The organism is uncultured Bacteroides sp. (assembly GCF_902472605.1).
Taxonomy (GTDB): Bacteria; Bacteroidota; Bacteroidia; order Bacteroidales; family Bacteroidaceae; genus Phocaeicola.
Map to the genome: position 1 here is coordinate 1 of NZ_CABROP010000063.1, position 13,349 is coordinate 13,349.

A 13,349-nucleotide genomic window follows, 5' to 3' on the forward strand; every position below is an offset into this window, starting at 1 on the left:
GGGAAAGTCGGGGCGTTGTCATAAAAAAAGAGGGTATGCATTTTGACACACCCTCTTCTTTTAAGAATTTATTCTTTCTTCTTGAAATATTCATACCCGATGCGGCAGAACAGGCATTTCTTCGGGTCGCAGTAGTTCTTCTTGAGCTGGATAAGAGCCTGGCTGTCGCCAGCATGGGCGGCGGAGAGGCCACATTCCTTCCACAGGCGGATGATGTAATTGTTTTCCGGTTTCAGTTGTTCCAGCAGGTTGCTGGCCCGTTCGATGAGCCGTTCTTCACCTTTGTGCTTTCCATAGGCATAAAGGAAAGGCACCACGGTGTTGATAATCAGCAGGTCGATGGAAGCGTCGCTGAGAGTCTTCGGACGGGCGGGCGACGGTTCACCGAACACGTAGTGAGTGAGCCAGTAGAGAGAGGTACCTCCCCGCAACAGGTCGCGCAGCTCTTTCACGGTAGGAGCCAGCAGGAGCTGGGAAAGCATCCCCTGGGAATGATGATAGAGGTTGGCCAGTTGGGCGATGCGCACGTGTGGAAAATTACCCGGACGCATGCGGAGCATCTTCCAGCGAAGATGTTCGGAGGGATGCAGTTCGAATTTGTGGGCCAGGTAAGCATATTCCTTGGTAAGCTGGGCGGAATAGTCGTCGGAGGGGAGTTCCTGTAGCAGACCGGCTTGTCCGAAGAAAATCGCTTCTATCTGGAAAAGATTGTCACGGTGTTTGTTGACGGCCTGTAAGGGAATGGTCTGGGCCCATTGTTCGAAGGCATCGCTGTTGGTGCCGAAACCGAAGTTGCGGGCCAGGGTGAGAAAGAAGGCCTGTTCCCAGTCGCCTTTGCTTTGGGTGAGCTGGGCCTGGATACGTTGTGTCTTTTGCTCGAAACGTTCCGTCTGCAAGCTGGAGAGCCAGCTGTGGAGCAGGAGTTTGGGCAGTTGGGGGATGAGGCGGTAGCAGGCCGGGTAGTGACTGGTTTCAATCAGTTCGCGGTAGTTTTCCAACAGGTAGGGCGGGTAGTGCAGTTCCATTTGTGGGATGGGTTCGCCATCCGTGCGGAAGGTCTCGGCATCGATGTCGGAAGCCACGTGGAGAATCACGGAGTCGTAGGCACGGTCCAGGTGGTGGTGATGGCGTTTCCAGTCGGAGGCATGTACGTGGATTTCCACATTGCCCACCCAGAGGATGCCGTCTATCTTGATTTTCGCGTTGAAGAAGTCCGGACCGGCGTCCGTATTGGGAAGTCCGGGGTCAATGACTTCGATGGTTTGCCCTTGGGTAGTATGCAGCGGGGTGAGCGGAAAAAGCTTGTGTTTCCATACAAATTGGAGTAGATGTTCCATGTTAACGAGGTGTAAATGTCAGGTAAATGTAATGATTAATACTGAAAAACACTATCTTTGCGAATAAATTTATCAGCAGAATTATGAAAATTGCATTGATTGGATATGGAAAGATGGGAAAGGAAATTGAAAAGATTGCCCTTTCCAGAGGACACGAAATTGTCAGTATCATTGATATAAATAACCGGGAAGATTTTGCATCGGAAGCATTCCGCTCGGCCGATGTGGCCATTGAGTTTACGGCTCCGGCGGTGGCTTACGGCAACTGCCTGGAGGCGTTCAAGCAGGGCGTGAAGGTGGTTTCAGGCAGTACCGGATGGATGGCTGAACACGGGGAGGAAATGCGTCGCCTGTGTCAGGAAGAAGGAAAGACTTTGTTCTGGTCGTCCAACTTCAGCCTGGGAGTGGCTATTTTCTCGGCCGTCAACAAGTATCTGGCCAAAATCATGAACCAGTTCCCGAACTACGATGTTTCGATGGTGGAAACGCATCACGTACACAAGTTGGATGCGCCGAGCGGTACGGCTATCACGCTGGCGGAAGGGATTCTGGAAAACCTGGACCGCAAGCACAAATGGGTGATGGGTACGCTGACGGCTCCCGATGGAACCGTGACGGGAACGACCGACTGTGCGCCGGATGAATTGCCGGTAAGTGCCATCCGCGAAGGGGAAGTGCCGGGTATCCACACCATCAAGTACGAGTCGGAAGCCGATTCCATCGTGATTACACACGATGCGAAGAACCGCAAGGGATTTGCCTTGGGCGCTGTACTGGCAGCGGAATATACAGCCGGACACACCGGTTTTTTGGGTATGAATGATTTATTTCAGTTTTGAGTATGATACAAGCCTCACGTAAGCAATGGATAAAGTTCAGCATAGTGCTGGTGCTTTACCTGATTTTCCTGATTTGGTTGAAAAGCTGGCTGGGACTGATTGTGGTTCCGTTCATCTTTGATGCTTATATCTCCAAGAAGATTCCTTGGACATGGTGGAAGAAGTCGACCAACAAGACCGTGCTGACGGTGATGGGTTGGGTGGATGCCATCGTGTTCGCATTGGTGGCTGTCTATTTCGTGAACCTGTATTTCTTCCAGAATTACGTGATTCCTTCGTCTTCACTGGAGAAATCGTTGCTGGTGGGCGACTACCTGTTTGTGAGCAAGATGAGCTACGGGGCCCGTATCCCGCAGACCCCGCTTCACATGCCGCTGACGCAGCATACGTTGCCGGTATTCAACTGCAAGTCGTACTTGGAATGGCCGAAATGGGACTACAAGCGGGTGTCTGGACTGGGGAAAGTGCAGCTGAACGACATCGTAGTGTTCAACTTCCCGGCAGGCGATACGGTGGCTACCGGTAATCCGGCAGAGGATATCTACCGCATGAGCTATGCTATCGGCAAGCAGCTTTCGCAGCCCATCGACTTGGCGAGCCTGAATGTGGAACAGCAGCGTGAAGTGTATGACTATTATTATACGGTGGGCCGCAAGTACATCGATGAGAATCCGCAGCTGTACGGCAAGGTGATTACGCGTCCGGTAGACCGCCGGGAGAATTACGTGAAACGTTGCGTGGGATTGCCGGGACAGACATTGCAAATCAAGAACCGGATTATCTACCTGGACGGCAAGCCGAACAAGGAACCGGACAACGTGCAGTATCGTTATCTGGTACACACCAAAGGCATGCTGCCGGAAGATTTGTGCCATGAATTGGGTATCAGCCAGGAGGACTTGATGGCTTATTATACGGAAGAATCCATGTACAACATGCCGCTGACCGAGAAGGCAAAAGCAGCCCTGTTGGCACGGAAGGATTTGGTGACTTCCATTGAGAATGCACCGGATGACGATGCGGGCGGTCTGTATCCCGACAATAAGCTGACAGGCTGGACGGTAGACAACTACGGACCGATATGGATTCCGAAGAAAGGGGCTACCGTAGATTTGACTTTGGACAACCTGCCGATTTATGAACGTCCGATCCGAAACTATGAAGGTAATAGTCTGGAAGTGAAGGATGGAAAGATTTACATCAACGGGCAGGAAACGACGACATATACCTTTAAGATGGATTATTACTGGATGATGGGAGACAACCGTCACAACTCGGCCGACTCCCGCTTCTGGGGATTTGTGCCGGAAGACCATATCGTGGGCAAGCCGATTTTTATCTGGCTGTCACTGGATCAGGACCGCGGATGGTTTAACGGAAAGATACGCTGGAGCCGTCTGTTCAAGTTTGTAGATTCCATCAAATGATGTATGAGTAAAGGAAAGTCCGGATGGTGGTGGTTGAAAGCTGCCGGTCTGGCGGTATTGGCCGTCTGGCTGGTGCGGACGCTGCTTGTGACGACTTGTGTGATTCCTTCTTCCGGCATGGAGAACTCGCTTTATCAGGGGGAACGGATTCTGGTCAGCAAGTGGAGCTACGGGTTGCGTCTGCCTTTCTGTTCGCTCTTCGGCTATCACCGGCTGGCGGCTTCCCGGGCAAAGAAGGGGGATATTATCTTGTTCAACAATCCGCATCCCCAGAATCCGAAGAAGGGAATCGAATGGCGGGAATTGTTTATCAGCCGTTGTATCGGTACGCCAGGCGACACGCTGATGCTGGACGCTGATTTAAATAATGTAGGCGGAAAGGTGTTGAGCCCGGATGCCAAATCGCTTTATGCGTATCCGGTTTCGACAGAGGACCTGATGCTGACGGTACTTTCAGTGTTGGGCATTGAAGGTAATACGCTGGTGGGATATACTTCCGACGGGGGATATATCCGGAGTTTCAGTCAGTATGAATATTATTTGCTTTCGCAGAAACTGGAAGGGCGGATTCCGCTGATTCCACTGGACGAGAAGAACCGTACGGAGGTGCATCCGTATGTGATTCCGGCCAAGGGAGTACCGGTGAAGGTCTATCCGTGGAATGTGACGTTGCTGTGCAACACGATTGTAGCACATGAGCACGAGCCGGCAGAGGTGCGTCACGATACGCTGTATGTAAAGGGAAAGCCCGTAGATACCTATACTTTCCGCAAGGATTACTATTGGGTGGCTTCGAACGATCCGGTGAATATTCTTGATTCCCGTTTGTTCGGACTGGTGCCGGAAGACCATCTGGTAGGGAAGGCCTGGCTGATCTGGTATTCTTCACGGTCGGGACGTTTCGGACAGCGGGTGCAATGACTAAAAAAGAAAGAATGAAGAAGGAAGTGATTTTAGGGTCGGCCTATCTGGCGCCCGTGGAATATTATACCAAACTTTTTGCTTATCCTGAGGTGTATGTGGAACGGTATGACCACTACATGAAGCAGACGTACCGGAACCGCTGTGTGATTGCATCGGCCGACGGACCGTTGGCACTGACCATCCCGACGGAAAAGGGGGATGACCTGAAATGCCTGATGAAGGATATACGCATTTCCGACCACGGGAACTGGCGGCACGTGCATTGGAACGCCTTTGTGGCGGCTTACAAGCACAGCCCGTTTTTCGATTATTATGCGGACGAGTTTCACCGTTTCTTTGAACAGAAGTATGAGTTTCTGTTCGATTTTAACCTGGAACTGTGTGAATGGGTGTGTCAGCAGATTGACATGCAGCCTCGGTTGATTCCGACCGATGATTATGTGACGGAGCCGGAAACGGCGGATGATTTCCGGGAACGGATTCATCCCAAACGGGATTTCCGGGAGGTGGACAAAGCGTTTGTGCCGAAACCTTACTATCAGGTGTTCGACCAGAAGCTGGGCTTCCTGCCTAACCTGAGTGTGATAGATTTGCTTTTTAATATGGGACCGGAAAGTCTGCTGGTACTACGCGACTCTGTCGGTGCATGCAATGAATTTTAAGCATGCGGATGCGCCCAAACCAGATTTATATTGTACATTTGCAACTGAATCAATGATTTAACAACATGAATAATCTTCCAACAGTAACGAAAAACCTGCTTATTATCAATGTGCTCTGTTTCCTGGGTATGTTTGTGGCCCGGAAATACGGAGTGGATATAGAAAATTTGCTCGGACTTCACTTTTTCCTGGCTTCAGATTTTAATCTGGTACAGCTTGTCACGTATATGTTCATGCATGCCAATTTCTCACATATTTTTTTCAATATGTTTGCGGTATGGATGTTCGGACGGGTATTGGAACAAGTGTGGGGGCCCAAGCGTTTCCTGACGTATTACCTGGTGTGCGGTATCGGGGCCGGACTGATACAGGAACTGGTGCAGTACATTGAATATGCGATGGTGTGGTCGAATTATTCCTCAGTCGATACGGGATTAGGAATTATTCCGATGGATGTTTTCCTGAACCAGCTGACCACAGTGGGCGCTTCGGGAGCCGTGTATGGTATTCTGTTAGCTTTTGGTATGTTGTTTCCCAACAGCCAGATGTTTGTATTTCCTATTCCCATGCCGATTAAGGCAAAATATTTCGTAATCGGTTATGCGGTACTGGAACTGTTGCTCGGCTTGGGAGGCGGTGACAACGTGGCGCATTTCGCACACTTGGGTGGTATGCTGTTTGGCTTGCTACTGATTATTTATTGGAGAAAGAAAAATGGCAACGGACGGATTTATTACTGATTTGAAACGGAAATTCCAGCAGGGCGACCTTGCGGTACGGTTGGTGTACTTCAATGTGGCGGTGTTTCTGGTCGTGACGGTGGTACAGATTTTTCTGACCCTGTTTAATGTACCTTCGTCACCGTGGATACATTTCCTGGAACTGCCGGCCTGGACAGAGGCGTTTATCCGCCAGCCTTGGTCGCTGATTACGTATATGTTCATGCATGCGGGTGTGTTGCATATTCTGTTCAACATGCTGTGGCTATTCTGGTTCGGACGTCTGTTCCTGATGTTTTTCTCGGCCAAACACCTGCGCGGATTGTATTTCCTGGGAGGTATCTGCGGAGGAGTGCTGTACATGGTAGCTTATAATGTATTCCCTTATTTCCAGGATGCCGTGTATTCGTCTTACCTGTTGGGGGCATCGGCTTCGGTGCTGGCCATCGTGGTAGCGGTGGGGGTACGCGAGCCGAATTATCCGGTGCAGTTTCTGTTCATCGGCACGGTGCGGCTGAAATATGTGGCTTTGTTTATGGTCGTGCTCGATTTGCTCTTCATGACCTCGGGTAATGCAGGCGGACACATCGCACATTTGGGCGGGGCACTGGCCGGATGGGTATTTGCGGTGGGCTTGCAGCGTGGACACGATGTTACAAAATGGATAAACGGAGTGTGTGATTGGTGTTTGCAGCTGGGACATCCGGTGAAGCGGAAGCCTAAAATGAAGGTACACTACGGAGGGCGTCAGGCGGACTATGATTATAACGCCCGCAAGAAAGAACGGGAAGCTGAAATCGACCGGATTTTGGATAAGTTGCGGAAGTCGGGATACAACAGTCTGACGGAAGAAGAAAAAAAGAGTTTATTTGACGCAAGTAAAAAATGAATATTCTGGGACATACCGTAAAAGGAGTACTTCTGTTCGGTAACATAGTGGCCGGCGCGGGATTCTTGTTCTGTGCATATAGCCCTTCTTTGTCGCCTGTGGCACATCCGGTGCTGTCGTGTGCGGGGCTGTTTTTCCCTTTTCTGTTGCTGGCCGTAGTGGTATTTGTATTTGTCTGGTTGTTTTACCGCAGACGACTGGTATGGGTTCCACTGGCCTTTCTGTTATTGGGTGGAGGGGCTATCATGACTTATACTCCTTTTCATAGTGCGAAAGAGACGGCAGACGGAGAAGTCCTGAAGTTTTTGACCTACAATGTAATGGGGATGCAGGGCGATGAGGAGGATGAGTCGCATCCGATACGAACTTATATCCAGCAGAGTGATGCCGATGTGGTGTGTTTGCAGGAATTCCGGTGGGATGAGAAGCAGATGAAGGAAGCTTTTCCAATGTATCCTTATGTGAAGAGTCTTCAGGTGAGAAACGGCAATCGTATGGGATGTTTGTCACGTTTTCCTATTCTTTCAGCGGAGCAGATACCTTATGAAAGCAAGGTCAATGGGAGTTTCCTCCTTCGGCTAAAAATGGAAACAGATACCTTGACAGTGATTTGCAACCATTTGGAATCGAACAAGCTGGATGCGCATGACAAGGAGATGTATGAGGGCTTGCTGAAATCGCCGGATGAGCAGAAAGTCAAGACGGGAGGAAAGTATCTGATTCGGAAACTGGCTGATGCGGCGGTGATTCGTGCCCCTCAGGCTGATTCTGTGGCACAGGCCATCGCCCGACAGGCCACCAAATACTTGCTGGTGTGCGGCGATTTCAATGATTCGCCGATTTCGTATGCGCATCGTACCATCGGAAGAGGACTGACCGATGCATATCGTGCGGCAGGATGGGGTCCGGGGTTCTCGTATAACCGGAATTTCCTGTATTTCCGCATTGACCATATGTTTGTGAACAAAGGGTTCCGACCGCTGAAGTGCCGGGTAGATAATTCCATTTCGGCTTCCGACCATTATCCGCTGTGGTGCCTGGTAGAGAAACTATAACCTGATAATAACTATAAGATGAAGAATTTAATTTTTGCAGCCGCTATGAGTTGTATGGTATGTGCTTGCGGACAGCAGGCAGCTGATACGGACAATCCGTTTCTGACTGAGTTTCAAACACCTTATGGCACGCCGGATTTTAACCGGATTAAGGTGGAGCACTATGAACCGGCTTTCCTGAAAGGAATCGAACAGCAAAATCAGGAAATCAAGGCTATTGTGGAAAATGCCGAAGCCCCGACTTTCGAAAATACGATTGTGGCTTTGGACAACAGTGGGGAAATCTTGGCTCGGGTAAGTGGAGTGTTCTTTGCTTTGACTGAAGCTGATACGAACGATGAACTGATGGCACTGGAAGCCAAAATCGCTCCGATGTTGTCGGAACACAGTGACAATATTTTCCTGAATCAGGATTTGTATAAGCGAGTGGCTTCTGTACATGCGCAGGAAGAAGCAGGCAAAATCAAGCTGACTACTGAGCAGCATTATTTGCTGGATAAATATTACAAGGAATTTATCCGTTCGGGTGCGGGACTGGATGCACAGAAACAGGAGCGTCTGCGTGAAATCAACAAACAGCTGTCTACGCTGACCATTGAATTCGGTAACCATGTATTGGCCGACAACAACGATTATTTGCTGGTGGTAGACAAGAAAGAAGACTTGGCCGGTCTGCCGGAAGCAGTGATTGAAGGGGCTGCTCATGAAGCAAAAGCGCACGGAAAGGACGGAAAATGGGTATTTACTTTGCAGGAATCCAGCCGTACGCCGTTGCTGCAGTATGCACAGAACCGCGAATTGAGAAAGAATATCTATCAGGCTTATACCAGCTTGGGAAATCGGGGCAACGCCAACGATAACAAGGACGTGCTGAAGCAGGTACTGGCACTCCGTCTGGAAAAGGCACAGCTGATGGGATTCAGTAATTATGCGGAATATCAGTTGGCCGACAACATGGCCAAAACGCCTCAGAATGCGTTGGATTTGTTGTATGGATTGTGGAAATATTCTATAAAGAATGCAGAGGCTGAGGCCGCAGAGCTTCAGAAAATCATGGACCGTGAAGGCAAAGGTGAGAAACTGGAAGCATGGGATTGGTGGTATTATGCGGAGAAACTCCGTCAGGAAAAATACAGCTTGAACGAAGATGAAATCAAGCCTTATTTCAGTCAGGAAGACGTATTCAACGGTTTGTGCATGGTTGTGAACAAGTTGTATGGCATCACCCTCACTCCGTGTGATTCCATCTCTGTGTACAACAAAGATGTAAAAACTTACATCGTGAAGGATGCGGACGGCTCGCTTTTGGGCGTGTTCTACAGTGATTATATGCCGCGTGCCAGCAAGCGGAGCGGTGCCTGGATGAGCAACTTCCGTGAAGAACAGGAAGGTGTCCGCCCGTTGATTTACAATGTGGCCAGCTTTACCAAACCAGCCGGTGACATCCCGTCATTGCTGACCATTGATGAGGCTCGTACGATGTTCCATGAATTTGGACATGCTCTGCACGGTTTATTGACTCAGTGTAAGTATAAAGGCGTATCCGGTACCTCGGTGGCACGTGATTTTGTGGAGCTTCCTTCACAGATTATGGAACACTGGGCCGTAGCTCCGGAAGTGCTGAAGATGTATGCCAAGCATTATAAAACCCGTGAAGCGATTCCGGATTCTTTGATTGCCAAGATTGAAAACCAGGCGTTGTTCAACCAGGGATTCATGACGACCGAGTTGCTGGCTGCCGCTATTCTGGACATGGAAATGCACTGCCTGACTACCATGGAAGGCTTTGACGTGTTGAAGTTTGAAAAACAGCTGATGGATAAAATCGGTCTGATTCCGCAAATTGCACCTCGTTACCGTTCTACTTATTTCAACCACATCATGGGCGGTTATGCAGCCGGATATTACTGCTATCTGTGGGCAGAACGTCTGGATACGGATGCGTTTGAAGCGTTCAAGGAACATGGGCTGTTTGACCAGACTACAGCTACTTCTTTCCGTAAGAACATCTTGGAGAAAGGTGGTTCCGACGATCCGATGAAGCTGTACGTCACTTTCCGTGGAGCAGAACCTAGCATTGAACCGTTGCTACAGACGCGCGGATTGAAATAAAATGTCTGAATGACAGGGGGAATCCCCTACTTTATAAACAAAAAAGGGAGCTATTGCTTAATTTTTGCAAGCGATAGCTCCTTTTTTAGGCTCTATGGCTTAAATATTTACAATGGTTTCCGCATATCTAATGAAAAAAAACTATATTTGCAACCTTGAATAAACGTATCAAATTTTAAAAGTAAATATAATAAACTAAAGTAACATGCAAAACAAAGGATTTGTAAAGGTTTTTGCGGTATTACTGACCCTTGCGTGTGCTTTTTACCTTTCATTCTCATTCGTTACCCGTTATCAGATGAACAAGGCGGCTGAGGACCCGAAGGGTTCGGCACATTACCTGGATTCCATGCAGAATCAGAAGGTGTGGTTGGGGATTTATACGCTGAAACAATGTCGTGAGATGGAAATCGGGTTGGGTTTGGACCTGAAAGGTGGTATGAACGTCATTCTGGAAGTTTCCGTACCGGACGTGGTGAAGGCGTTGGCCGACAACAAACCGGATGAAGCCTTTAACAAGGCTGTGGCTGAAGCTGCCAAATTGCAGATCAACAGTCAGGAAGATTTCGTGACCCTGTTTATCAGAGAATACAAAAAACTGGCTCCGGAAGGCAAACTTGCTGAACTTTTTGCCACCCAGCAGTTGAAAGACAAAGTGAATACCCGTAGTACAGACGCAGAAGTAGAGAAAGTATTGCGTGAGGAAGTAAAAGCTGCCGTAGACAACTCTTACAATGTTTTGCGTACACGTATCGACCGTTTTGGTGTGGCTCAGCCGAACATCCAGACATTGGAAGGAAAGATGGGTCGTATCATGGTGGAACTGCCGGGTATCAAGGAACCGGAACGTGTGAGAAAACTCTTGCAGGGTTCTGCCAACTTGGAATTCTGGGAAACATTCGAAGCAAAAGATATCGTGCCGGTATTGGCTTCTGCCGACAACCGTGCCCGTGGCTTGCTGAACAACGAGGCTCCTGCTGATTCTGTACAGGCTGAAGCTGATACGACTGCTGTAGCTCAGGCTTCTGCCGTTTCTGCTAAGGATAGTCTGACAGCCGCTTTGAAGGGTGAAACTCCAGCTGCTTCCAGCGCTGATATGGAACAGATGAAGAAAGAACATCCGTTGTTGTCTGTTCTGCAGTTGAACCAGAGCGGTGTAGGTTGTATCGTAGGTTATGCCGATTACAAAGATACAGCTGATGTAAACCGCATCCTGAACATGAAGGCCGTGAAGGAAGTGATGCCGCGCGACCTGAAACTGATGTGGGGTGTGAAAGCTTCCGATATGGACAAGACCGGACGTATCTTCGAATTGTATGCCATCAAGTCGACTGAACGTAACGGACGTGCACCGCTGGAAGGTGACGTAGTGACAGACGCCAAAGATGAATACGACCAGTTCAACAAGCCGTGCGTCAGCATGTCAATGAACACAGAAGGTTCTCGTCGCTGGGCTGCCCTGACAAAGAAGAACATCGGTAAGGAAATCGCCATCGTATTGGATGGATATGTATACAGTGCCCCGCGTGTAAACTCTGAAATTACAGGTGGTAACTCACAGATTACAGGTAACTTCACTCCGGAAGTCACAAAAGACTTGGCCAACGTGTTGAAATCTGGTAAGATGCCGGCTCCGGCTCGTATCGTACAGGAAGACATCGTAGGTCCGTCTTTGGGACAGGAATCCATCAACCAGGGTATCGTATCCTTCATCGTGGCTTTGATTGTCCTGATGGCTTACATGTGTGTGATGTACGGATTCATTCCGGGTATGGTGGCCAACGGTGCGTTGTTCATCAACTTCTTCTTTACACTGGGTATCCTTTCATCCTTCCAGGCTGCCTTGACGATGTCCGGTATCGCCGGTATGGTGTTGTCATTAGGTATGGCCGTGGATGCGAACGTATTGATTTATGAACGTACCAAGGAAGAGCTTCGTGCGGGTAAGGGAACCAAGCAGGCTTTGGCCGAAGGTTACAAGAACGCGTTCTCTGCCATCTTCGACTCTAACTTGACTTCTATCATTACAGGTGTCATCCTGTTTAACTTCGGTACCGGTCCGATTCGTGGTTTTGCCACTACCTTGATTATCGGTATCCTCTGCTCATTCTTCTCAGCCGTGTTCTTGACTCGTCTGGTTTACGAACACTTCATGAACAAGGAAAAATGGTTGAACCTGACATTCACTACAGGCATTTCAAAGAACCTGATGCAGAATGTACACTATAATTTCATGGGTGTCACTAAACGTTCGTTCACGGTTTGGGGAATCATCATCATTGTATGTATTGTTTCTTTCTTTGTACGTGGGTTGGCACAGAGTATCGACTTCACCGGTGGACGTAACTTCGTGGTTCAGTTTGAACAAGTGGTACAGCCGGAAACCGTACGCGACCTGTTGCAGCCGAAAGTAGGAGATGCTAACGTACAGGCTATCGCCTTGGGTACAGACGGAAAGACCATCCGTGTGACTACCAACTACCGCATTAACGAAGATTCTCCGACAATCGATGCTGAAATCGAAGAGTTCCTTTACAATGCGTTGAAAGAAGGTAACTTGCTGGGTAAGGGTACTACGCTTGAAATCTTCATCGACCGCGATAACCGTGCCGGAGGTTCTATCATCAGTTCTCAGAAGGTAGGCCCGAGTATCGCCGACGATATCAAGACCTCTGCTATCTGGTCGGTTGTACTGGCTTTGATTGCCATTGGTTTGTATATCTTGATTCGATTCAACAACATCGCCTTCAGTATCGGTGCTACCGTAGCGCTGGTAGTGGATACGGTATTGATTATCGGAGCTTACTCCTTGTGTTACGGATGGATGCCGTTCTCGTTGGAAATCGACCAGACATTCATCGGTGCCATCCTGACGGCTATCGGTTACTCTATCAACGATAAGGTGGTCATCTTCGACCGTGTACGTGAGTTTATCGGATTGTATCCGAAACGTGAACGTGCGCAGTTGTTCAATGACTCACTGAATACCACTCTGGCCCGTACCATCAACACTTCTTTGAGTACATTGATTGTGTTGTTGAGTATCTTCATCCTGGGTGGCGACAGCATCCGCAGCTTTGCATTCGCCATGATCCTGGGTGTGGTAATCGGTACCTTGTCTTCACTGTTCGTCGCTGCTCCGGTGGCTTATCTGACCATGGGTCACAAAATGCCGAAGCAAGTAGGTGAAGTAGAAGAAGCATAATAAAATCTGATATAATGTTTGAGAAACGGCTGTTTTCCGCGTGAAGGCAGCCGTTTTTTTATGGTTTTTTCCCACGTCCGGGAAACGCCTTTGCGTTTGGTTTCAAACACAAGTGCATTTAAAGTAAAAGAGGCCGTCTCAAAATGAATTGAGATGGCCTCTGTCGTTTTATATCAGATT

Annotated in this window: 10 protein-coding genes; 9 read left to right on the plus strand and 1 reads right to left on the minus strand. The window is 48.9% G+C overall.

Annotated elements, in window-relative coordinates:
* Nucleotides 1-68: 68 nt before the first annotated feature.
* On the minus strand, nt 69-1,337 hold the full coding sequence (locus RDP42_RS11805; protein WP_308763844.1) for a DUF2851 family protein: 1,269 nt from the start codon (nt 1,335-1,337) through the stop codon (nt 69-71).
* Nucleotides 1,338-1,420: 83 nt separating this feature from the next.
* Here RDP42_RS11805 and dapB point away from each other — a divergent pair, with 83 nt between their 5' ends.
* From dapB to secDF, 9 genes are all read left to right on the plus strand, one after another.
* Nucleotides 1,421-2,176 (plus strand): 4-hydroxy-tetrahydrodipicolinate reductase, encoded by a 756-nt coding sequence (gene dapB / locus RDP42_RS11810; protein ID WP_308763845.1) that lies wholly within the window; start codon nt 1,421-1,423, stop codon nt 2,174-2,176.
* A 2-nt stretch (nt 2,177-2,178) separates the two neighbouring features.
* The gene (locus RDP42_RS11815) at nt 2,179-3,603 is read left to right on the plus strand and encodes a S26 family signal peptidase (protein ID WP_308763846.1); all 1,425 of its coding nucleotides are present in this window, start codon (nt 2,179-2,181) and stop codon (nt 3,601-3,603) included.
* A gap of 3 nt (nt 3,604-3,606) precedes the next feature.
* Nucleotides 3,607-4,524: a signal peptidase I gene (lepB, locus tag RDP42_RS11820; RefSeq protein WP_308763847.1), complete on the plus strand. Its 918-nt coding sequence runs from the start codon at nt 3,607-3,609 to the stop codon at nt 4,522-4,524.
* Between the two features lie 14 nt (nt 4,525-4,538).
* Nucleotides 4,539-5,189, plus strand: a complete 651-nt coding sequence (locus tag RDP42_RS11825) for a WbqC family protein (RefSeq protein WP_204476719.1) — start codon at nt 4,539-4,541, stop codon at nt 5,187-5,189.
* Between the two features lie 65 nt (nt 5,190-5,254).
* Nucleotides 5,255-5,929 (plus strand): rhomboid family intramembrane serine protease, encoded by a 675-nt coding sequence (locus tag RDP42_RS11830; protein WP_303912674.1) that lies wholly within the window; start codon nt 5,255-5,257, stop codon nt 5,927-5,929.
* Entirely contained in the window at nt 5,904-6,797 is an 894-nt protein-coding gene (locus RDP42_RS11835; RefSeq protein ID WP_308763848.1) for a rhomboid family intramembrane serine protease, read from the plus strand. Before RDP42_RS11830 ends, RDP42_RS11835 begins: the two co-directional genes overlap by 26 nt.
* Nucleotides 6,794-7,852: an endonuclease/exonuclease/phosphatase family protein gene (locus RDP42_RS11840; protein ID WP_308763849.1), complete on the plus strand. Its 1,059-nt coding sequence runs from the start codon at nt 6,794-6,796 to the stop codon at nt 7,850-7,852. Before RDP42_RS11835 ends, RDP42_RS11840 begins: the two co-directional genes overlap by 4 nt.
* A gap of 18 nt (nt 7,853-7,870) precedes the next feature.
* Entirely contained in the window at nt 7,871-9,964 is a 2,094-nt protein-coding gene (locus RDP42_RS11845; RefSeq protein ID WP_308763850.1) for a M3 family metallopeptidase, read from the plus strand.
* A 205-nt stretch (nt 9,965-10,169) separates the two neighbouring features.
* On the plus strand, nt 10,170-13,169 hold the full coding sequence (gene secDF, locus RDP42_RS11850; RefSeq protein ID WP_308763851.1) for a protein translocase subunit SecDF: 3,000 nt from the start codon (nt 10,170-10,172) through the stop codon (nt 13,167-13,169).
* Nucleotides 13,170-13,349: the final 180 nt, after the last annotated feature.

Excerpts from the sequence above, each read along its gene's own strand:
- RDP42_RS11845 (WP_308763850.1), top strand. The coding sequence starts at position 7,871 with ATGAAGAATTTAATTTTTGCAGCCGCTATGAGTTGTATGGTATGTGCT.
- RDP42_RS11830 (WP_303912674.1), top strand. The coding sequence starts at position 5,255 with ATGAATAATCTTCCAACAGTAACGAAAAACCTGCTTATTATCAATGTG.
- RDP42_RS11840 (WP_308763849.1), top strand. The coding sequence starts at position 6,794 with ATGAATATTCTGGGACATACCGTAAAAGGAGTACTTCTGTTCGGTAAC.
- dapB (WP_308763845.1), top strand. The coding sequence starts at position 1,421 with ATGAAAATTGCATTGATTGGATATGGAAAGATGGGAAAGGAAATTGAA.
- RDP42_RS11825 (WP_204476719.1), top strand. The coding sequence starts at position 4,539 with ATGAAGAAGGAAGTGATTTTAGGGTCGGCCTATCTGGCGCCCGTGGAA.
- RDP42_RS11835 (WP_308763848.1), top strand. The coding sequence starts at position 5,904 with ATGGCAACGGACGGATTTATTACTGATTTGAAACGGAAATTCCAGCAG.
- RDP42_RS11805 (WP_308763844.1), bottom strand. The coding sequence starts at position 1,337 with ATGGAACATCTACTCCAATTTGTATGGAAACACAAGCTTTTTCCGCTC.
- RDP42_RS11815 (WP_308763846.1), top strand. The coding sequence starts at position 2,179 with ATGATACAAGCCTCACGTAAGCAATGGATAAAGTTCAGCATAGTGCTG.
- lepB (WP_308763847.1), top strand. The coding sequence starts at position 3,607 with ATGAGTAAAGGAAAGTCCGGATGGTGGTGGTTGAAAGCTGCCGGTCTG.
- secDF (WP_308763851.1), top strand. The coding sequence starts at position 10,170 with ATGCAAAACAAAGGATTTGTAAAGGTTTTTGCGGTATTACTGACCCTT.